Here is a 21,597-nt window from a genome sequence, read left to right as displayed (position 1 = left end):
GTGTTCCGAGGCGGTTGTTATTGAACCGAGAGGCCGCGGCGTACTGGATTCCCGCGTTCGCGGGAATGACAGTTGAGAATGCAGCGACGTCCGCGCGTACTCAATTCATCCCTCTGCTCAGGCGCTGACATCCGCGCTTGTCCCCGGCTGCGTGCGCGAGGCGAGATAGGATGACTGCAATTGCACGCCGGCCTTCTGGCCCTCGGCCAGCATCGCCTGGAAGGCTGCGTCGAGTTGATCGCGGCTATAGGTTGCGGAGCTGCTTTCACGCGGGGTCCATTGCGATTGCGTGATCGCGGTGGAAGCTTTTTCAACGGTGCCACCGAGCCGCTCGGCGTATCTGTCGGCCCGCCACTGCGCCAGATCCGGTCCACTCAGATCGGGTGGATCCTCCAGCTTGCCGATCTTTCCAGCCGCCTCGTTGGTCATCGTTGAGGACCCGCCATTGTACAGGGTGGCGACCACCTTGCCGTCGACCTTCACCTGAGCATAGGTGTTCTCAGGGGCATCGTCCGAGACGACCGACTGAGTTGCGCTCGTGTCATGGGTCATCAGCCAGTTCGATGCCATGAGGTCGCGCAGGTGAGGATTGTCCGCCGCCGATATCGACTTGGCGCCTGTCAGGGGCTTGACCTGCGAGACGTCAATCCGAAAGCCGTCGGTCGCAGCATCAGTCGCATCCGGTCCCGCCGGCTGAAGACTCGATGTCCTATTCGAAGCGGACGTTGATGCGGGTCGCAGATGAGGCAACGCCGCGCTGGATACACCCGACATCATGGAACGCTCTCCGATACTTGCTCAACCTGTGAGAGCAAATCCCGGGCCGCCGACCGGAGCTTGAAGAGACTGGTGTTTTTGCGTTCCGGGAGCTGCGGGGATCGGCCGATTTTGCCATGGTAGGCAGGACTTGCCGAAGACGACACCGGTGGCGAACCGGGAGAGCCGAGATAGCGGCCGCGTTCGGGATGATGGCGGAACGGTTCTGTTTTGCCCGAGGTGTCAAATGGCTTTGCTGTCAGAATCAGCCGTCTTGCGCCTCACGCAAGCCGTTGATTTCGTTATCCTCGGCTACTGTGCATGGGGTTGTTTTCGCTTGTTTTTGTTTTGAGGTCACCCGGACCTCAGGTCGGCGCTAGCGATTCCCGCCGAACAGCCGGTCCATCAGCCAGCCATCGAGTCCTGCGGCTGCCTCCGGTCGCGCATTGGCGCGCGTGGGGGGTGGGCGATAGCCGCCGTTGCTGGCCGGTGCGGGTCCGGGCGCTGCCGCTGTTGGCGGCGACACCTGCGACGTCGCCTGCGCCAGGTTCGACAGGCCCCAGCCACCTGGAGAGCTCGGCAAGGCTGCTACCGGCACGCCCTCGTGCGCTGTGCGCATGAAGCGCGACCAGACTTCGACCGGCAAGCCGCCGCCGGTGGCCTTCTTGGTCGGCGAGTTGTCGTCATTGCCGAGCCACACGCCGGTGACGAGGTTGGCGGTGTAGCCGATGAACCAGGCGTCGCGGTAGTCCTGGCTGGTGCCGGTCTTGCCGGCCGCTGGCCAGCCCGGGATCTCCGCCTTCTTGGCGGTGCCGCTGATCAGCGTTTCCCGCATCATCGCGTTCATCATGCCGACATAGCGCGGGTCGACCACCTGGTTGTGCTCGTCCGCCTGGCGCATGTAGAGCAGCTTGCCACTGAGCGTCCTGATCCGCGTGACGACATGCGGCGTCGCCGTGAAGCCGCCATTGGCGAAGGGTGCATAGGCGCCGACCAGCTCGACCATCGAGACTTCGGAGGTGCCGAGCGCGATCGAGGCGTTGGGCTCGAGTTTCGAGGAGATGCCGAGCCGGTGCGCGGTGCGCACCACGTTCTTCGGCCCGACCTCGAGGCCGAGGCGAATGGCGACCGTGTTGAGCGACATCGCGAGCGCCTGGGTCAGCGTCACCGCGCCGAAATATTCGTGGGTGTAGTTCTCAGGCCTCCAGCCCTTGACCTCGATCGGCGCGTCCTGGCGGACCGTGTCGGGCGTCAGCCCCTGCTCGAGCGCGGTCAGGTACACGAACGGCTTGAACGAGGAGCCCGGCTGGCGCCTGGCGGTGACCGCGCGGTTGTACTGGCTCTCGGAATAGTTCCGCCCGCCCACCATGGCGCGAACCGCGCCGTCGGGCGTCATCGCCACCAGTGCGCCCTGGCTGACATTGAATTTCACGCTCTTGGCCGCGAGCTCGTCGATGATGGCGGCTTCCGCCACGCTCTGGAGCTTCGGATCGATCGTGGTCTCGACCTTGATGCTCTCGTCGATCTGGCCGACCAGATCGTCCAGCACCTCGCCGATCCAGTCGGCGACGTAATTGACCGTGCCGGCGCCGACCGGCTTCACATTGTAGGAGGGTTGGCCGATCGAGGCCTGCGCCTGCGCTTCGGTGATGAATTTGGCATCCGCCATCGCCGTGAGCACGATTTTCGCGCGCGCTTCTGCGCCCTCGGGGTTGCGGTTAGGCGCGAGCCGCGAGGGCGATTTGACGAGACCGGCCAGCATCGCCGCTTCCGCGACGGTGACGTTCTTGGCCGATTTGCCGAAATAGCGCTGCGCGGCGGCCTCGACGCCGTAGGCGCCGGAGCCGAAATAGACGCGGTTGAGATAGAGCTCCAAGATCTCGTTCTTGGAATGCTTGCGCTCCAGCCAGATCGCGAGCTCCGCTTCCTGCAGCTTGCGCGCCATGGTGCGCTCCTGGGTCAGGAACAGGTTTTTCGCCAATTGCTGCGTCAGCGTCGAGCCGCCCTGCGACACGCCGCGATGGAGCACGTTGGTGACGAGCGCGCGGAGGATGCCCACGGGATCGATGCCGAAATGCGAATAGAAGCGGCGATCCTCGATGGCGATGAACGCCTTGGGCAGATATTGCGGCAGATCCTTCAGCGAGACGTTGGCGCCGGCCATCTCGCCGCGTTGCGCCAGCATGCTGCCGTCCATGCCGACGATCTGGATCGTCGGCGGCCGCTTGGGGATTTCCAGCGACTGGATCGGCGGCAGATGAGCGCCGACATAGATCACGACGCCGATCACGGCGATGGCGCCCCATAGGCCCAGCACCGCGCCCCAATAGACCAGGCGACCAAGGCTCGCGCCGATGCGTGACTTCGATCGCCGCTTGGGGCTGCCGCGGCCGGCTGGCGCCTTCCGCTCGCGCGGCGGCTCGTCGCCGGCATCCTCGCTCTTGCGCTTGGCAGATGACTTCGTTGATTTCTTCGGCTTCTCATCGCCGCCAGGAATGCGGTCGGCCGCGGTCAGGCGCAGATCGGCGAGTGCCGCAGGCAAGCCGAACAACGGCTCCTTCCGCCCACCCTTTTTCTTTCCCAACCCCATACGCAAACGCCCGGTCAGCCCGCCCCGCCGCACGCTAGCGGTCGCTGTTTAAGGCCCGGTTACCCAGAGCTTAACGCGCGATTAGGAGGTGCGGCATTCGCTGGCCGCAGTTCCGCTGGGAGGTCGGCAGAGCTAGGATCGCCGGCATAAAAGAAAAGGAAACTCAGATGGGCCACATCGATCCAACCAAGGAGATTTTCGCGCAGTTCCGGGACAACGACCGTCCCGGCCCGATCCACATGCTCAACCTGGTGCGCTTACGCAAGGAGGCAGCCTATCCAGATGGCCGCAAGGCGAGCGGCGCGGAAGCCTATGCGGCCTATGGCCGCGAGAGCGGCCCGGTGTTCGAACGCCTCGGCGGCCGCATCGTCTGGCAAGGCAAATTCGAGTTGATGCTGATCGGCCCCGAGACTGAGCGCTGGGACCATTGCTTCATCGCCGAATACCCAAGCGTCGCCGCGTTCGTCGAGATGATCCGCGATCCCGTCTATCGCGAAGCGGTTAAGCACAGGCAGGCCGCCGTGGAGGATTCACGGCTCATTCGGCACGCGGTGCTGCCGGTGGGCAAGAACTTTGGCGAGGTGCCGGCCTGAGCGGCGTCGGCGGAACTCCCTCCTCAAGGTGGATGGCCGGGCTTGACTCGGCCATCCACGCCTCACCTGCTTGCTCCGAGAAAACTAACCCGCCGGACCCGCATCTTCCAGGAGCGGGCCGAACAGCTCCCAGCGTTCGCCGTTGAACTTCATCATCTGAAGCTGCTTGTTGACGCGGTAGTCGGTCGCCGAGGTGTTGGCCTTGATGCCGGGCAGGGCGATATCGCTGGTCACGTCCTTCAGCGAAGCCGCCTGCTTCATGACGTTTTCGCGCGTCAGGTTGTCGCCGCACTGCTGCAGCACGTGGGCCAAAAGCTGGGCGGTACCGTAGCCGTAGGTATTGAAGTTCGAATCCTTGTCGCCGTCCGGATAGTACTTCGCCATGAAGTCGAAATACTTCTTCAGGCCGGCATCGTCCTTCCAGGTCGGATCGAGCGGATCCTTGCCGTAATTGACGCTGATCACGCCCTTGGCGGCGTCGAGACCGGCAGGCTTCATCACCGCGCCGACCGAGGTGGCGTTGATGTCGACGATCTGCACCGGCTTCCAGCCGATCTCGCCGATCTTCTTGATCGCCTGCGCCGCTTGCTTCGGCGTGCTGGCGCTGAAGAACAGATCGGCGCCGGCATCCTTGATCTTGAGGATCTGCGAATCGACGGTCGGGTCCGAGACTTCGTAGGAGGACTCGTTGACGATCATCTTGGCGGCCTTGTCGCCGAGCCCGGCCTTGATGCCGTTCAGATAGTCCTTGCCGAGATCATCGTTCTGATAGAGCACGCCGACTTTGGCGTTTGGATATTCCTTCAGGATGTACTGGCCGTAGATGCGGCCCTCGACGAAATAGTTAGGGTTGTAGCCCATCGTCCACGGAAAGTTCTTCGGGTCCGTGAACTTCGAGGCGCCGGTGGCCGCGAACAGCTGCGGCACTTTCTTGGAGTTGAGATATTTTTGCACGGCCGCATTCGATGGCGTGCCGATGATCTGGAAGGTCAAGAGCACCTCGTCGCTCTCGACCAGCTTGCGCACCTGCTCCACTGCTTTTGGCGGCGAGTAAGCGTCGTCATACTGGATCAGATTGATCTTGCGGCCGTTGATGCCGCCCTGGTCGTTGATCATTTTGAAATAGGCGGCCTGGGTCTTGCCGATCGACGCGTAGGCCGATGCCGGTCCCGAGAACGGCACGGTCTGGCCGACTTTGATCTCGGTATCGCTGGCCCCCGGATCATATTTCTTCTGGGCATTGGCCGCCGAGACCGATAGCGCCAGGGTCAGCGCCGTTGCCGTGGCCAGATGCAGCATTCCATTCCTCATTCGCATTTCCTCAATGTTTGTTGCCGGTGATCAATCAGGTGCGCCTGTGCGCACCTGATGTCACCGCTGACGGCGATAGTGGATGAGGCGTTGTTGCAACGCAAGTTTGGGCGTGCGCCCGCAGTTCGTAGCATGCGCGGCTGCGCAGCAGGTTTGTAAGGTGGGCAGCGCCGGCGGATGCGCGAAGTGCAGTCCGCCGGGCGTAACCCGCCCTATGAGATATCCGAGAGGCTAACCCGCTGGACCCGCATCCTCCATGATCGGGCCGAACAGCTCCCAGCGTTCGCCGTTGAACTTCATCATCTGCATCTGCTTGTTGACGCGGTAGTCGTTCGGCCCGGTGTTGATCTTGATGCCGGGTAGCGCGAAGCTCGGGGTGAAGTCCTTGATGTTAGCGACCTGCTTCATCACGTTCTCACGCGACAGGTCGTCGCCGCACTGTTTCAGCACCTGCGTCAGCAATTCGGCGACTGAATAAGCATAGGTGTTGACGGTATTGAGCTTGTCCCCTTCGGGGAAATACTTGTCCATGAAGGCAAAGAACGCTTTCACGCCCGGATCGTCCTTCCACTGCGGATCGCCGGGCTCCTTGCCGTATTGGGTGGAGATGATGCCCTTGGAGATGTCGAGACCGGCCGGCTTCAACGTCGCCGAGATCGGGCTCGCGTTGATGTCGAGAATGTGCACCGGCGTCCAGCCGAGCTCGGCGACCTTCTTGATCGCCTGCGCCGCGAATTTGGGTGTCGAGGCATCATAGAAAAGATCGGCGCCCAACGACTTCAGTTTGACCACCTGCGAGTCCACCGTCGGATCGGTGACCTCGTAGGACACCTCGCCGACGATCATGCTGGCGGCCTTGTCGCCGAGACCGCTCTTGAGGCCGGCGAGATAGTCGCGGCCCATGTCGTCGTTCTGGTAGAGCACGCCGATCTTGGCGTTCGGATGCTCCTTGAGGATGTACTTGGCGTAGATGCGTCCCTCGGACACGTAGTTGGGATTATAGGCGATGGTCCAGGGATAGTTCTGCGGATCGTTGAAGCGCGCGGCGCCGGTCGAGGCCAGCAGTTGCGGGATCTTCTTGCCGTTGAGATATTTTTGCACGGCAGCGTTCGCGGCCGTGCCGATGATCTGGAAGGTGAACAGCACCTCGTCGCCTTCGACGAGCTTGCGCACCTGCTCGACCGTCTTCGGCGGCGAATAGGCGTCGTCATACTGGATCAGATTGATCTTGCGGCCGTTGATGCCGCCCTGATCGTTGATCATCTTGAAGTAGGCGGCCTGGGTCTTGCCGATATTGGCGTAGACGGAATAGGGCCCGGAGAACGGCACGGTCTGGCCGATCTTGATCTCGGTGTCGCTCGCGCCGGTGTCGTATTTCTTCTGGGCGAGAGCTTGGTTGGCGGAGAACGCGAAGGCGAGCGCCGCCGTGGCGGTGATGAAGGCTCTGCGATTGCTCATGTGGGCTTGTTCCTCCTGACGGAATTTCCGACCGACGGTCTTGTCCCGTTGATTGCCAACGGTCGCCATCGCTGTCGGAGATTGTGGAGGAACGGCAGGCGCCGCGCAAGGATCGCGGTGCCGCGCTATGGCATCTCAGGTCAGGAACAAGGCCAACAGCGCGAGCGCCGCCGGCAGCGCCTGCACGATCAGGATCCGCGTGCTGACGGTCGCCGCGCCATAAGCGCCGGCCACGATCACGCAGAGCAGGAAGAACGCCTTGATCTGGAACGCGAAGGCCGGATTGCCGTGCACCAGCCCCCAGACCAGGCCGGCGGCCAGGAAACCGTTATAGAGTCCCTGGTTCGCGGCCAGCACCTTGGTGATCGCTGCCTTCTCCGGCGTGTTGCGGAAAACCTTCAAGCCCTGCGGCTTGTCCCAGAGCAACATCTCCAGGATCAGGAAGTAAGCGTGCAGTGCGGCGACCAGCGCCACCAGGATATTCGCGATCCAGATCAAGTTGAGCTCCCCCAGCGTCAGCTTTCGGGTGGACGCTAGCACGGCTGGCGTGGCAAGTGCGATGGCGTGTTTCGATGCAATGGTGCCGCAATGCCCGCGCGACCGACCAAACCGCCTGTAAGCTTCGGCCTCGATCGGCTGGCGACGCCGATCGGGATCGCGCTGCTGATCACCGACGCTGAGGGCGCCTTGCGCGCGCTCGACTGGGAGGATTACGAGCACCGCATGCGCGAGCTCTTGCGCCTGCATTACGGTCTGGTGGACCTGAGTGACCAGCCCGCGCCCGCGGCCATGCGGACTGCGCTGTCGGACTATTTCGACGGCGATCTCGGCCAGCTCTCAGACATCGCCTGGCGCATCGCCGGCACGCCGTTCCAGCAGAAGGTCTGGAATGCATTGGCGCAAATCCCTGCCGGCACCACAATGAGTTACGGCGCGCTCGCCGCAAGGATCGACACGCCCAAAGCCATTCGCGCCGTCGGCCATGCCAACGGCTCCAATCCGATCAGCGTGGTGCTGCCGTGCCACCGCCTGATCGGCGCCGATGGTTCTCTGGTGAAGTATGGCGGCGGCCTCGAGCGCAAGCGCTGGCTGCTGCGGCATGAAGGCGTGGCGGTCTAAGCGCCTGTTTGACAACGGTTGAGCGATTGGCGGCGGCCGGCGATGGGCCGTCGAGCGAGCCTTCGGCCGCTCTCCCCCGCCGTGACCGAATCCATCAGACGTTCGACGTCATTACTTTCTGCGCGATCTTCCAGGTCCCGTTCACCTTCAAGCACGACAACAGGTCTGTGAAGTAACGCGGCGGGATGCGCAATTTCACCTTCAAAAGCGCGAGCTCTCCTTCAACATCCGTCGACAGGATCTGATCGTCTCGCTCGAAGCCCTGTTGCTTTGGAGCTTTCATGTCGCGGACCGCTGCCAGCCAGGTCGCAATCGGCGTCACGCCCACGTTGCCGTCCTCGGCGACCTTCGTCACGGAACTCAAGGGGTGAAATATGGATGCAAATTTCTCGGCATCCATTTCATAGGCAGCATCGAAATAGGTTTGCGCAAGGGAGTGCAAGGCGGGAACGTCCGTATTCATTGTCATCCTCAAAGCCGTTACACCGGGCATTCATGCGGCCCGGCCCGGCCAGCCGTGCCGAGCGTCAGCCTGGCGCCCGTGCAGAAAAGCACCGTAGGTCGTCGAATTGCGGGTGGGAGCCTACGGCATAGTTGTTTATGAAGCCAGCCGACTTGCGCGGCATGGGCTTATGATCGATATTCATAGACGATGACAAACGAATTGAACGAGCTCGCGACGTTCGCAATCGTGGCCAGTGAACGAAGCTTTACGCGCGCTGCGATAAAGCTGGGTGTGTCTCAGTCTGCCTTGAGTCACACAATCCGGAGGCTTGAGCAACGGCTTGAGCTGCAGCTGCTCGCTCGAACAACCAAGAGCGTTGCGCCAACCGCTGCGGGGGCAGCTCTTTTGGAAGACTTGTCTCCGGCGCTTGAGCAAATTCGTCACGCCCTCGACAAGGCCCGAAGTGTTCGGCAGCGACCCGAAGGTCGTCTCCGAATCGTAATGTCACGATCAGCTGCCGTGATGGTGTTGTTGCCGCGGTTGAGAGCTTTCGCTGAGTCCTACCCGGACATCGTTCTGGACGTTGTTACCGTCACTGGCCCCGTGGACCTTGTTGCAGGCGAGTTCGATGCCGGTATCCAGCTTGGCGAGTACATTCAAAAGGATATGATCGCGGTTCGCCTCACGCCCGAACTGCGATTGGCGGTAGTGGGCTCGCCAAGCTATTTCGCTTCACGAAGCATCCCCAAGAAACCAAAGGATCTGAACGATCATCGGTGCGTTACGCTGCGTCTTGCGGGTGGACCATATCGGTGGGAGTTTCAGCAGGGACGAAAGTCGGTCACGATCAACGTGAACGGCCCACTCATCATTGACGATACCCACCTGGTGATCCAGGCGGCGCTCGCCGGGGTTGGTGTGGGACTCGCTTATGAAGAGCAGGTCGCCGAATATGTTGCGAAGCGCCGCCTTGTCCGGGTGCTGGAGGATTGGACTCCGCCAATTCCGGGCTTCTTCATGTATTATCCCAGTCGTCGGCATCAACCGGCGACGCTGTCTGCGCTGGTGAACGCGCTGCGATTCTCCGAACAAAAGTCGGCGCGATGATTCAGCGGGGAATGACGAGAGAAGTCAGGCCGCTGGCTGAACCGCCTTGTCGCCGGCCATCACGTGGGTCAGCGCGCTCTTGATCGCGGCCTGACGTGTCGGCGCGCTGATCTGTGCGCCCAGGAGATCGGTGACGTAGAACACGTCGCGCGCGCGCTCGCCGAAGGTCGCGACATGGGCCGAGGCGATGTTGAGGTTGAGCTTCGAGATCGCGGTGGTCAGCTCGTAGAGCAGCCCGGGGCGGTCGAGGCCGGACATTTCGATCACTGTGTAGCGGTCGGACCATTGGTTGTTGATGGTCACTTCCGGCTCGATCACGAACGGCCGCGCCTTGCCGCGCACGGTGCGCCGGGCCACCACTTCGGGCAGACGCAGCTTGCCTTCCAGCACGTCCTCGATCATCTCGCCGATGCGTGTGGCGCGCCGTCCCTCGTCCTCGTCGCGGTCGTATTCCCTGGAAATCGAGATGGTGTCGAGCGCGCGACCGTCGGTCGTGGTGTAGATCTGGGCATCGACGATGTTGGCACCGGCCGAGGCACAGGCGCCTGCGATGATCGACAGCAGCCAGGGATGGTCGGCGGCGAAGATGGTCAGCTCGGTGACGCCACGCACCTCGTCGAAGCCGACATTGATCGCGAGCTTGTGGCCCGCCTGCTCGCTGGCACGGACGAAGCGCGCGTGGCGGATCTTGCGCGGCAGCTCGACCTTGAGCCAATAGGCCGGATAGTGCCGGGCGATATAGGCGTCGAGCTCTTCCGCCGGCCATTCCGCGAAGGCGTTACGGAATTCGGCATACGCGGCCGTGAGCCGCTTGCCGCGGTCTACCTCCGAGAAGCCACCCGTCAGCACCGGTTCGGTCTCGTAGTACAGCGAGCGCAAGAGCTGCGCCTTCCAGCCGTTCCACACGCCTGGGCCGACGCCGCGGATGTCGGCGGTGGTCAGGATCGTCAAGAGCTTCATCTGCTCGACCGACTGCACCACGGCGGCGAAATTCTCGATGGTCTTGCGGTCGGAGAGATCGCGCGACTGTGCGACCGTGGACATCGTCAGATGCTCCTCGATCAGCCAGGCCACGAGCTCGGTGTCGGCCGGACTGAAGCCGAGCCGCGGGCAGAGCCGTCGCGCCACCTTGGCGCCGGCGATCGAGTGATCCTCGGGCCGGCCCTTGGCGACGTCGTGCAGCAGCGTCGCAATGTAGATCACGGAGCGATGCTCCGGCCGGATCTTGCGCATCAGGTCGCTCGCCACCGCGAATTCCTCGATGCCGCCGCGTTCGATGTCCTGGAGGAACCCGACGCAGCGGATCAAATGCTCGTCGACGGTGTAGTGATGATACATGTTGAACTGCATCATCGAGACGATCTTGCCGAAGGCACGGATGAAATGGCCGAGCACGCCGGTCTCGTTCATCCGCCGCAGCACGATTTCCGCGTTGTCGGATGTCAGGATCTCCATCAACAGCCGGTTGGCTTCGGGATTCTCGCGCATCTGCGCGTTGATCAGGCCGAGCGAACGCGTCACGTCGCGCATCGCGTCCGGGTGGAAGGCGAGATTGTTCTTCTGCGCCAGGCGGAAGATGCGGATCAAATTGACCGGATCATGCTTGAACACGTCGGGCGCGGCGACGTTGATGCGGTTGTTGTCGACGATGAAGTCGTCGCTGTCGGGCACTCGCCGCTTCACCGCGGTGGGGCGCAGCCGCGCCATCATCCGGCTCAGCACCGGCGCGGGCTTGGCCTGCTGGTCCTCGAGCTTGGCGCAGAGGATGGCGGTGAGGTTGCCGACTTCCTTGGCGACCAGGAAGTAGTGCTTCATGAAGCGTTCGACGTCCTGCATGCCGGGATGCGAGGTGTAGCCGAGCCGGACCGCGATCTCGCGCTGGAGGTCGAAGGAGAGGCGCTCTTCAGGGCGACCGGAGTAAAAGTGAAGATTGCAGCGCACCGACCAGAGGAAGTCGGCGCAGCGGCGGAAGGTGCGGTATTCCTGCGCGTCGAACACGCCGCGGTCGACCAGTTCGTCGGTGTCGCTCACGCGGTAGACGTACTTCGCGATCCAGAACAGCGTGTGCAGGTCGCGGAGCGCACCCTTGCCGTCCTTGACGTTGGGTTCGACCAGATAACGCGATTGGCCGCCGCGGCGATGCCGCTCCTCACGCTCGGCGAGTTTCGCGGTGACGAACTCGGACGCGGTGCCTTGCACGACCTCCTTGTCGAAGCGGGCAACCAGCTCGTCATAGAGCGGCCGGTCTCCGGTAAGGAAGCGCGTCTCCAGGATCGCGGTGCGGATGGTCATGTCGCCGCGCGCCTGCCGGATCGACTCGTCGACCGAGCGCGTGGCGTGACCGACCTTCAGCCCCATGTCCCAGAGGCAATAGAGAATGGCCTCGGCGACCTGCTCGCCCCAGGCGGTCTGCTTGTAGGGCAGGATGAAGAGCAGATCGATGTCGGACTCGGGGGCCATCAGGCCGCGGCCATAGCCGCCGGTCGCCACCACTGCCATGCGCTCGGCACCGCTCGGAATCGGCGAGCGGTAGAGATGGCGGGTCGCGGCCGAATACAGGATGCGGATGATCTCGTCCTGCACGTGGCACAGTCGCTCGGCGCAGCGCCGGCCATGACGGTCCTTCAGCAGGATCGTCTGTGCCGCAGCGCGCGAGGCAATCAGCTCGGCCTTGAGCAGTTGCGCCATGGCCGTGCGGAACGCGTCCTCGCGTCCCTGGTGCTTCTCGGCAAGCGCATCGACCGCGGCGGTGATCCGCGCGGTGTCGAAGCGATCGTCCACCTCGGCCTTGTGTTCAGTCGCGACGCTGTCCATGTCTCACCGGATATAAGAGGCGGCCGGCGCTGTCACCCGCCATTCTCTCGCAATAGTCGTTCCATGCTGGAAAGGTGCGGCTTTGGGCAAAGCTGTTCTCAGCCGGCGCGCTTTCGAGGGATGGATTTTCTCGTTGATTTCTAGATCTAACTCATTGAAAAACAATGAAGTTTTGAGGAGGTCGGGCATGACCAGGATTACACGACGCATACTGTTGGCGGGAGCGGTCGCTCTTGCCATGTCCCCCGCGGCGCGGGCGGCGGATCCGCTCAAGGAAATCCGTATCGACTGGGCGACCTATAATCCGGTGTCGATGGTCCTGAAGCAGAAGGGACTCCTGGAAAAGGAGTTCGCCAAGGACGGCATCACCGTCACCTGGGTGCAGTCGGCCGGCTCCAACAAGGCGCTCGAATTCCTCAATGCGGGCTCGATCGACTTCGGCTCGACCGCGGGCTCGGCGGCGCTGGTCGCGCGTATCAACGGCAACCCGATCAAGTCGATCTACGTCTATTCGCGTCCCGAATGGACGGCGTTGGTGACATCAAAGGATTCCAAGATTGCTAATGTCGCCGATCTCAAGGGCAAGCGGGTCGCGGTGACGCGCGGCACCGATCCGCACATCTTCCTGGTGCGCGCATTGCTTGGCGCAGGTCTCACCGAAAAGGACATCACGCCGGTGCTGCTCCAGCACGCCGACGGCAAGACCGCGCTGATCCGCGGCGACGTCGATGCGTGGGCCGGGCTCGATCCGATGATGGCGCAGGCCGAGGTCGAGGACGGCGCGAAACTGTTCTATCGCAAGGCCGACGCCAACACTTGGGGCATCCTCAATGTGCGCGAGCAGTTTTTGAAAGACTATCCGGACGCCGCCCGCCGCGTGCTCGCGGTGTACGAAGAGGCGCGCAAATATTCGCTCGCGAATTACGACGAGCTCAAGAAGACCTTCATCGCCGTGACCAAGCTGCCGGAGCCTGTCGTCGACAAGCAACTCAAGGAGCGCACCGAGCTGACCCACAGCCGCATCGGCGCGCCCCAGCGCGAATCGATCCTCGCCGCGGGCCTCGCCCTGCAACAGGCCGGCGTCGTCGACGCCAAGGTCGATGTGAAGGCGACGCTGGATGCGTTGATCGACGATCAGGTCCCGCTGCCGACGAATTAAAGGCAGGCGGGCGGCAAACTCGGTCGTCGTCCCGGGGCGCGAAGCGAGCCCGGGACCCATAACCACAGGAAGTGGTTTGGCGCCAAAGGGGCAACTCCGAGTCACCGTAGCCACGCCTTCCCGTGGTTAGGGGTCCCGGATCTGCGCTCCGCTTCGCTGCGCTTGTCCGGGACGACGCCGAGAATGCCGCGCGCCCTTGCAATCTCGCACAGGACGCGCTTCCTACCGGCCATGATCTCTGACGCGCCAGTCCTGCAACAGACTACGGAACCGGCCGAGAGCGCCGCGCCCTCGCGGCTGTCGCGCTATGCGGGGCCGACGCTGGGATTGCTGTTGCCACTGACCCTCGCGCTTGGCTGGGAACTCGTGGTCTGGTCCGGCTGGTCCAACGGCCGGCTGGTGCCGCCGCCCTCGCGCTTGTTCGCCACCGTCGTTGATCTTGCGCGCTCCGGCGAACTGTTCCGTCACATCGCCGCAACGCTGTGGCGTGTCGGCCTTGGCTTTGCGTTCGGCGTGGTCGCGGGGACCTTGCTCGGCGCCATATCCGGCTATTGGTCGCTGGCGCGGCGGCTGCTCGACCCGACCGTGCAGGCGCTGCGCGCGATCCCGTCGCTGGCCTGGGTGCCGCTGTTCATCCTCTGGCTCGGCATCTTCGAGACCTCGAAGATCGCGCTGATCGCAGTCGGCGTGTTCTTTCCGGTCTATCTCGGCGTGATGGGCGCGATCCTCATCGTCGATCGCAAGATCGTCGAGGTCGGTCGCACATTCCGTCTCTCCGGGCCTGCCATGATCCGCCGTATCCTGCTGCCCGCGGTGCTGCCGGCCTATGTCGTGTCCTTGCGCGTCGGTCTTGGTCTGGGCTGGATGTTCGTGGTGGCGGCCGAGCTGATCGGCGCGTCCGAAGGCCTCGGCTATCTCCTGCTCGACGGCCAGCAGCTCGGCAAGCCCGCGCAGATCCTCGCCGCCATCGTGATCTTCGCGATCCTCGGCAAGCTCACGGATTGGTTGATCGAGATCGCGGCTGCGCCCTTCCTGCGCTGGCAGGACGCCTTTGGGCGTACAACGGGAGCATAAGGCGATGCTGGCGCTCGACCGGGTCAGCAAGACCTATCCCAACGGCGTGCAGGCGCTGGCGCGCTTCTCCGCCGAGATCAGGCAAGGCGAGATCGTCGCCATCATTGGCGGCTCGGGCTGCGGCAAGTCCACGCTGCTGCGCGCCATCGCGGGCCTCGACCGCGCAAGCTCGGGCACGGTGACGCTGGACAACGAGGCGATCGCCGCGCCGCATGCCAAGATCGGCATCATCTTCCAGGAGCCGCGGCTGCTGCCCTGGCTCAGCGTCGCCGACAATATCGGCTTTGGTCTTGCCGATGGGCCCGCGACCGAGCGGCGTGAAAAGGTGGCGCGTGCGCTCGAGCGTGTCGGGCTCGCCGAGAAGGCGCAGGCCTGGCCGCGCGAGCTCTCGGGCGGGCAGGCACAGCGCGTCGCGATCGCCCGCGCGCTGGTGCCGCAGCCCGAGGTGCTCTTGCTCGACGAGCCGTTCTCGGCGCTCGACGCTTTCACCCGCAGGGACCTCCAGGATCATCTGCTCGATCTCTGGGCCGACACGCGGCCGACGCTCATCCTCGTCACCCATGACGTCGACGAGGCCGTGGTGCTGGCTGACCGCGTGCTGGTGATGCGGCCGCGGCCGGGCCGGCTGTTCGACCAGATCGAGATCAACCTGGGCAGGCCACGCGACCGCAATTCGCCGCTGTTCGAGAATTTCAAGCGAAGTGTGCTGACGTCACTCGATCGTTCGCTCGACCGCAGCGTGCCCGACCGTGACGCAACCCAGGGTCCCGGTCAGGCCATGTGGTGGTGACAATTTCGCTCCGAGCCGGTACATCGCAAGCCGGTACTTCGTAGAGACGATTTTCCCGGGAGAGACAAAATGGACGCCGCAGCACTGCGCCAGATGCAGGCCCCGATCAAGGAGCGCTACAAGACCGACCCCAAGACCGCGATGATCACGTTGAGGGCCAAGGGCTCGACCGACAGCGAGGGCATCGCCTGCAAGGTCGAGACCGGCCGCGCCATCGCAATGGCCGGCCTGCATCCCGCAACCGGCGGCTCCGGCCTCGAGCTCTGCTCGGGCGACATGCTACTCGAAGCGCTGGTCGCCTGCGCCGGCGTCACGCTGAAATCGGTCGCGACCGCGATCGAGGTACCCTTGAAGACCGGCAACGTCTACGCCGAGGGCGATCTCGATTTCCGCGGCACGCTCGGCGTCGACAAGGAGACGCCGGTCGGCTTCGCCGAGATACGTCTGCGCTTCGACGTCGATACTGATGCGCCGCAAGACAAGCTCGACCTGCTGCTCAAGCTCACCGAGCGCTACTGCGTGGTCTATCAGACCATCAAGAACGGCCCGAAGGTCTCGGTGTCGATGCAGCGGATGTAGCGAGCGAAGGCCGCTCGCCCAACAATTCGTGTCGTCTCGGCGAAGCCCGGGACGACAAAAGAAAAAAATGTCCCCCGAGCTCCACCTCATCCTCATCCTCGTTCTGCGCATGATGGTCGCGGCGGCGTTCGTCGTGACGGCGTCGATCATCACCGAGCGTTCAGGGCCGGTGATCGGCGCGCTGGTCGCGACCTTGCCGGTTTCGGCCGGACCATCCTACGTCTTCCTCGCGCTCGACCACGATGCCGCCTTCATCGCGCAGGGCGCGCTGTCGAGCTTGCCGGTCAATGCCGCGACGATCTTCATGTGTCTCACCTATGTGGTGCTGGCGCAGCGGCGCAGCCTTCTGGTGAGTTGCGGAAGCGCGGTCGCGGTCTGGATCGTGTTCGCCTCGATCATCAAGCAGTTCGACTGGCCGCTCACCGCCGGGCTCGCCGCCAATCTGATCGCGTTCGGCATCTGCATTCCGCTGCTCGCGGGCTATCGCCATGTAAAGATGCCGCTGGTGACGCGGCGCTGGTATGACGTGCCGATGCGGGCCGCGCTGGTCGCGACCCTCGTCGCAATCGTCGTCTCGACCTCGGGCTGGGTCGGTCCCCGGATCAGCGGCATCATCGCGCTGTATCCGGTGGTGTTTTCCAGCATCATGGTGATCCTGCATCCGCGAATCGGCGGTCCGCCGACCGCCGCGGTGCTGGCCAATTCGGCTTGGGGGCTGCTCGGATTCGGAATGGCGATCGCGGTGTTGCACGTGGCGGTGGCGTGGTTCGGCTCCGCCGTCGGTCTTGGGCTTGCACTCGCCACCTGCATTGTTTGGAATCTGACGCTGTGGGGGATCGGGCGGCGTACGCAGCACAAGGCGCGGCAAGCGCCGTGACACTACGGACATGCGGCGCGGCGTCGCCGGATACTTCCGTAGCAAAACTCGCCATGACCGATCGCGAGACGCTTTCCTTCAAACTCCTGAAGGACCAAGCATTCAAGTGACAGCGCCGACCGAGCAGCGTGTAAGGCCTACCGTCGTGCAGCTTTAGGCTGCTCTGTCGGCGATCGCTTCTCCCAGAATTCGTTAGCACTTTATTCGAATCTTATGGGTACTGAATCATCTTGCGTATCCGCCTTGGTCTTCGCAACGCGAGTTTTACCGGCGGAATTCGATTGGAATTCAGCGCGTGTGCCGCGCCGTCACGTCACCTGATCCCGTCTCGCAATTTAATGATTTTGGAGATTCAATGATGTTTGGCCGCAAGTCCCGCAACGACGCGGATGCTAAGCTCGCCGCCATCGGCCGCTCGCAGGCCATGATCGAGTTTGCCATGGACGGCACGATCCTGAGCGCCAACCAGAATTTCTTGAACGCCCTCGGCTATTCCCTCGACGAAATCAAGGGAAAGAAGCACGCCATGTTCATGCCGGCCGACCAGCGCGACGGCGCCGAGTACAAGGCGTTCTGGGCTGCATTGAACCGCGGCGAGTATCAGGCAAGCGAGTTCAAGCGGATCGCGAAGGGCGGCCGTGAGATCTGGATCGAAGCATCCTACAATCCGGTGCTCGACGGCAACGGCAAGACGGTGATGGTCGCCAAGATTGCGACCGAAATCACCGAGAAGAAGATCCGGAGCATGACGGAGTCTTCGAAGATCGCCGCTATCGGCCGCGCCCAGGCCGTGATCGAGTTCAAGCTCGACGGCACCATCGTCACGGCCAACGAGAATTTCTGCAACGCGCTTGGCTATTCGCTGACCGAGATCCAGGGCAAGCATCACAGCCTCTTCATGCCCCAGGCCGAGCGCGACGGCGCGGCCTATCGCGAGTTCTGGGCCAAGCTCAACCGCGGCGAATACCAGGCTGGCGAGTTCAAGCGCATCGGCAAGGGCGGCCGCGAGGTCTGGATTCTCGCCTCCTACAATCCGCTACTCGATGAGAACGGCAAGCCCTTCGGCGTCGCCAAGTTCGCGACCGACGTCACGGCGGAGAAGCTGAAGAATGCCGTCCTTGCGGGCCAGATCACGGCGATCGAGAAGGCGCAGGCGGTGATCGAGTTCAACATGGACGGCACGATCATCACCGCCAACGCCAATTTCCTCGGCGCCCTCGGCTATTCGCTGGCTGAGATCAAGGGCAAGCACCACAGCATGTTTGTCGAGCCCTCGGAGCGCGATGGCAATGGCTATCGCGAGTTCTGGGCGGCGCTCAACCGCGGCCAGTATCAGGCGGCCGAATACAAGCGCATCGGCAAGGGCGGCAGGGAGGTCTATATCCAGGCCTCCTACAATCCGATCATGGATCTCAACGGCAAGCCGTTCAAGGTCGTGAAATATGCGACCGACGTCACGAAACAGGTGCTGGTCCGCATGGGCAACGAGCGCGTCCGCGGCATGATGGAATCGGTCGCCGCCGGATCGGAAGAGCTGAACGCCTCGGTGCGGGAGATTTCCGAGGCCATGACCAAATCGCGCGAGACGGCGATGAGCGCGGTGGAGCAGGTCGCGTCCGCTGATGCCCAGGCCCAGCGCCTCACTGAAGCGGCGCTGGCGATGAGCGGGATCGTCGAGCTCATCAACAACATCACCGGGCAGATCAACCTCCTGGCACTCAACGCCACCATCGAATCCGCCCGCGCCGGTGAAGCCGGTCGGGGTTTTGCGGTGGTGGCCTCGGAGGTCAAGAGCCTCGCCAACCAAGCCAAGCAGGCCACTGACAAGATCGGCGCTGAGATCGGTAGCCTCAACGGCATCTCTGGAGACGTCGTCACCGCCCTGGCTTCGATCAAGACGGCCATCAGCAACGTCAGCGAATATGTGACGTCGACGGCCGCGGCAATCGAAGAGCAGAGCACGGTGACCAACGAGATGTCGACCAGCATGCAGCGCGCCGCAGCGGAAGTGGCGGCGATCGCGGCGAGGGCGTAGCGTTCAGAAGCATAGGGTGGGTTAGCGAAGCGTAACCCACCACTTCTCGCGCGCTGACAAAGGTGGTGGGTTACGCCTTCGGCTCACCCACCCTGCGGCACCGTCACTGCTTCGGCAGCTTGGCCTTCAACGCATACAGCGCATCGAGCGCTTCGCGTGGCGACATCTCGTCCGGATGCAGCGCCTTCACCGCGTCCATCAGCAGTTCGGCCTCGCTCGGCGGTGTGACTTCTGCGGCGGCGCGCGAGGGCACTGCGAACAGCGGCAGATCGTCAGCAAGCGCGCGCGCGGTCTGGCCGCGGTCCTGGGCTTCCAGCTTCGCCAGTACCGATTTGGCGCGCGTGATCACGGCCGGCGGCAGGCCCGCGAGCTTGGCGACCTGGATTCCGTAAGAGCGATCGGCCGAACCCGGCAACACCTCGTGCAGGAACACGACATTGCCCTGCCATTCCTTCACCCGCACGGTCGCGTTGAACATCCGCGGCAGCTTGGCGGAGAGCGCCGTCAGCTCGTGGTAATGCGTCGCGAACAGCGTGCGGCAGCGGTTGCTCTCGTGCAGGTGCTCGATTGCGGCCCAGGCGATCGAGAGGCCGTCGAAGGTCGCGGTGCCGCGGCCGATTTCATCAAGGATCACGAGCGCGCGCTCGCCGGCCTGGTTGAGGATGGCAGCGGTCTCGACCATCTCGACCATGAAGGTGGAACGGCCGCGGGCGAGATCGTCGGCGGCGCCGACACGCGAGAACAGGCGGTCGATGATGCCGATCCGCGCGCGTGTCGCCGGCACGAAACTTCCGATCTGGGCGAGCAACGCAATCAGCGCGTTCTGGCGCAGGAAGGTCGACTTACCCGCCATGTTCGGACCGGTCAGCAACCAGAGCTGGCCGGATTTTTGCGCAGGGCCCGGCGAGAGATCGCAGGCATTGGCGATGAACGGCTGGCCATTGCGCTTCAAGGCCTGCTCGACCACGGGATGGCGGCCCGCCTCGATCGCAAAGCCGAGAGACGAGTCCACCTCGGGCCGCACATAGTTCTGGTCGATCGCCAGCTTGGCAAGCGACGTCGCGACGTCGAGCAGCGCAAAGGCGTGAGCGGCGGCGCGCAGTTCCTCGCTGATGGCCAAAGCCTTGGCGCAGAGCCGCTCGAAAATCTCGAGCTCGAGCCCGAGTGCGCGGTCGCCGGCATTGGCGATCTTGGCTTCGATCTCCCCGAGCTCGGAGGTGGTGAAGCGGACCTGGCCGGCCAGCGTCTGGCGGTGGATGAAGGTTGCGTTTAGCGGCGCCGACATCAGCTTGTCGCCGTGCTGCGCGGTGACCTCGACGAAATAGCCGAGCACGTTGTTGTGCCGGATCTTGAGCCCCTTCACACCCGTGTTGTCGGCGTAGCGCGCCTGCATCGAGGCCACCACCAGGCGCGAGGCGTCGCGCAGATTTCGCGTTTCGTCCAGCGCAGGCTCATAGCCCTGGCGAACGAACCCGCCGTCGCGCTTGATCAGCGGCAGTTGATCGTCGAGCGCCCTGGCGAATTCCGCCGCGAGCTCGCGCGATGGCTTTTGCAGCGCCGCCATCACGACGGCGATCTCCTGCGGCGGCTGGTCGAGTTCGTCAAGCCGCGTCAGCACCTGGTCGGCGGCGATGATGCCATCGCGCAGGCCGGCGAGGTCACGCGGACCGCCGCGGCCGACGGATATACGGGCCAGCGCCCGCGACATGTCCGGGGCGCCGCGCAGGATGCTGCGGATGTCCTCGCGCGCGGCCGAGTCGGCAACGAAGCTGCCGACGGCATCGAGCCGCCGCGCAATCGCCGCCGCATCGGTCAGCGGCGCGGCAAGCCGCTGCGCCAGCAGGCGCGAGCCGGCCGAGGTCACCGTGCAGTCGATCGCGTCGAGCAGCGAGCCGCGGCGTTCGCCGGCGAGTGTCCGCGTCAGTTCGAGATTGGCGCGGGTGGCGGGATCGATCGCCATGGTCGCGCCCGAGGCTTCGCGCGCGGGCGGCGACAGCGGCGGATGTTTGCCGACCTGGGTGCGGTCAACATAGGTGACGGCGGCGGCGGCGGCAGTGGCTTCCAGCCGCGTGAGCTGGGACAGTCCGTCCATGGTCGCGACGGCAAAATAGTCGCACAGCCGCTTCTCGGCAGTGGCGCCGTCGAAGACGTCGCGGGTCAGCGGCGTCACCGCCGGCAGCTCGCGCAGGGTCTGTCCGAGCTCGCTGTCGTTATAGAGCGCGTCGGTGACGATCACCTCGTTCGGATTGATCCGCGCCAGCGTGGCGGCGAGTTCGCCGCCCGAACATTCCATCACCGTGAATTCGGCGGTCGAGATGTCGATCCAGGCGAGGCCAAAGCGGTCACCGCCCGCCGATGAGCGCGCGCGCGCGAGCGCCAGCAGGTAATTGTTGGCGCGCGCGTCGAGCAGCGTGTCCTCGGTCAGCGTGCCCGGCGTGACCAGGCGCACCACGCCGCGGCGCACGACGCTCTTGTTGCCGCGTGCTTTCGCCGCCGCGGGATCCTCGGTCTGCTCGCACACCGCGACCCGGTGCCCGGCGGTGATCAGCCGGTGCAAATAGTCCTCGGAGCGCTCGACTGGCACGCCGCACATCGGGATATCGGCGCCTTGATGCTTGCCGCGCTTGGTCAGGACGATGCCGAGTGTCCTGGAGGCGATCTCGGCGTCCTCAAAGAACAGCTCGTAAAAGTCGCCCATCCGGTAGAACAGCAGAAGGCCCTGATGTGCCGCCTTGATTTCAAGGTACTGTTCCATCATCGGCGTGACGCGCGCGGCAGCTTCCGCCTGCGGCGCGGGCGTATCGTCGGGAGGCGGTGCAGGGATCGGTTGTTGCATTGTCATGGGCGGCGCAACCTACAAAATTTCGCCCCGCGCTCCTATCGCTTTGGG

General features: G+C 63.8%; 17 protein-coding genes. 9 read left to right on the top strand and 8 right to left on the bottom strand.

The features are described 5' to 3' along the window. Positions 1 to 117: 117 nt before the first annotated feature. Both IVA93_RS36005 and IVA93_RS36000 read right to left on the bottom strand, forming a co-directional pair. Entirely contained in the window at positions 118 to 777 is a 660-nt protein-coding gene (locus IVA93_RS36005) for a hypothetical protein (protein WP_247295909.1), read from the bottom strand. A gap of 355 nt (positions 778 to 1,132) precedes the next feature. Beyond that, positions 1,133 to 3,346, bottom strand: coding sequence for a transglycosylase domain-containing protein (locus IVA93_RS36000; protein WP_018455883.1), 2,214 nt, complete (start codon positions 3,344 to 3,346; stop codon positions 1,133 to 1,135). A 167-nt stretch (positions 3,347 to 3,513) separates the two neighbouring features. Here IVA93_RS36000 and IVA93_RS35995 point away from each other — a divergent pair, with 167 nt between their 5' ends. Next, entirely contained in the window at positions 3,514 to 3,939 is a 426-nt protein-coding gene (locus IVA93_RS35995; protein ID WP_018455884.1) for a DUF1330 domain-containing protein, read from the top strand. Positions 3,940 to 4,023: 84 nt separating this feature from the next. Here the strand turns inward: IVA93_RS35995 and IVA93_RS35990 are convergent, their stop codons facing one another. From IVA93_RS35990 to IVA93_RS35980, 3 genes are all read right to left on the bottom strand, one after another. Beyond that, entirely contained in the window at positions 4,024 to 5,250 is a 1,227-nt protein-coding gene (locus tag IVA93_RS35990; protein ID WP_085385519.1) for an ABC transporter substrate-binding protein, read from the bottom strand. Positions 5,251 to 5,481: 231 nt separating this feature from the next. Continuing rightward, positions 5,482 to 6,708: an ABC transporter substrate-binding protein gene (locus IVA93_RS35985; RefSeq protein ID WP_026233046.1), complete on the bottom strand. Its 1,227-nt coding sequence runs from the start codon at positions 6,706 to 6,708 to the stop codon at positions 5,482 to 5,484. Between the two features lie 135 nt (positions 6,709 to 6,843). Next, on the bottom strand, positions 6,844 to 7,206 hold the full coding sequence (locus tag IVA93_RS35980; protein ID WP_231189569.1) for a DUF1304 domain-containing protein: 363 nt from the start codon (positions 7,204 to 7,206) through the stop codon (positions 6,844 to 6,846). A 90-nt stretch (positions 7,207 to 7,296) separates the two neighbouring features. Here IVA93_RS35980 and IVA93_RS35975 point away from each other — a divergent pair, with 90 nt between their 5' ends. Continuing rightward, positions 7,297 to 7,827, top strand: a complete 531-nt coding sequence (locus tag IVA93_RS35975) for a methylated-DNA--[protein]-cysteine S-methyltransferase (protein WP_018455889.1) — start codon at positions 7,297 to 7,299, stop codon at positions 7,825 to 7,827. 94 nt (positions 7,828 to 7,921) lie between these two features. Here the strand turns inward: IVA93_RS35975 and IVA93_RS35970 are convergent, their stop codons facing one another. Beyond that, positions 7,922 to 8,290, bottom strand: a complete 369-nt coding sequence (locus IVA93_RS35970; RefSeq protein WP_247295911.1) for a nuclear transport factor 2 family protein — start codon at positions 8,288 to 8,290, stop codon at positions 7,922 to 7,924. A gap of 189 nt (positions 8,291 to 8,479) precedes the next feature. Between IVA93_RS35970 and IVA93_RS35965 the strand changes: the two genes are divergently transcribed. Then, a complete protein-coding gene (locus IVA93_RS35965; RefSeq protein ID WP_018455891.1) occupies positions 8,480 to 9,379 on the top strand; it encodes a LysR family transcriptional regulator in 900 nt (299 codons plus the stop codon). Positions 9,380 to 9,403: 24 nt separating this feature from the next. Here IVA93_RS35965 and IVA93_RS35960 read toward each other — a convergent pair whose 3' ends face one another. After that, entirely contained in the window at positions 9,404 to 12,193 is a 2,790-nt protein-coding gene (locus tag IVA93_RS35960; RefSeq protein WP_085361945.1) for a [protein-PII] uridylyltransferase, read from the bottom strand. Between the two features lie 187 nt (positions 12,194 to 12,380). On the opposite strand from IVA93_RS35960, the gene IVA93_RS35955 reads away from it, so the two are divergent. The 6 genes from IVA93_RS35955 to IVA93_RS35930 all read left to right on the top strand — a co-directional run bounded on the left by IVA93_RS35955 (position 12,381) and on the right by IVA93_RS35930 (position 18,707). Beyond that, positions 12,381 to 13,352 (top strand): aliphatic sulfonate ABC transporter substrate-binding protein, encoded by a 972-nt coding sequence (locus tag IVA93_RS35955; protein WP_247295914.1) that lies wholly within the window; start codon positions 12,381 to 12,383, stop codon positions 13,350 to 13,352. A gap of 231 nt (positions 13,353 to 13,583) precedes the next feature. Continuing rightward, complete coding sequence (locus IVA93_RS35950) at positions 13,584 to 14,426, top strand: ABC transporter permease (protein ID WP_247295993.1); 843 nt, start codon at positions 13,584 to 13,586, stop codon at positions 14,424 to 14,426. 4 nt (positions 14,427 to 14,430) lie between these two features. Continuing rightward, positions 14,431 to 15,216 (top strand): ABC transporter ATP-binding protein, encoded by a 786-nt coding sequence (locus IVA93_RS35945; protein ID WP_018455896.1) that lies wholly within the window; start codon positions 14,431 to 14,433, stop codon positions 15,214 to 15,216. Positions 15,217 to 15,285: 69 nt separating this feature from the next. Next, positions 15,286 to 15,795 carry an OsmC family protein gene (locus tag IVA93_RS35940; protein ID WP_018455897.1) on the top strand — a complete coding sequence of 170 codons (510 nt, stop codon included), beginning with the start codon at positions 15,286 to 15,288 and terminating at the stop codon, positions 15,793 to 15,795. A 67-nt stretch (positions 15,796 to 15,862) separates the two neighbouring features. Beyond that, positions 15,863 to 16,672, top strand: coding sequence for a hypothetical protein (locus IVA93_RS35935; RefSeq protein WP_018455898.1), 810 nt, complete (start codon positions 15,863 to 15,865; stop codon positions 16,670 to 16,672). A gap of 358 nt (positions 16,673 to 17,030) precedes the next feature. Beyond that, positions 17,031 to 18,707, top strand: a complete 1,677-nt coding sequence (locus tag IVA93_RS35930; protein WP_204514044.1) for a methyl-accepting chemotaxis protein — start codon at positions 17,031 to 17,033, stop codon at positions 18,705 to 18,707. 103 nt (positions 18,708 to 18,810) lie between these two features. Here the strand turns inward: IVA93_RS35930 and mutS are convergent, their stop codons facing one another. Beyond that, a complete protein-coding gene (gene mutS, locus IVA93_RS35925; protein WP_247789580.1) occupies positions 18,811 to 21,549 on the bottom strand; it encodes a DNA mismatch repair protein MutS in 2,739 nt (912 codons plus the stop codon). Between the last annotated feature and the right edge of the window lie 48 nt (positions 21,550 to 21,597).

This window comes from Bradyrhizobium sp. 155, assembly GCF_023101105.1.
Lineage (GTDB): Bacteria > Pseudomonadota > Alphaproteobacteria > Rhizobiales > Xanthobacteraceae > Bradyrhizobium > Bradyrhizobium canariense_D.
The sequence above is the reverse complement of the archived record's forward strand: the minus strand, read 5'-3'. Positions and strand labels throughout refer to the sequence as shown.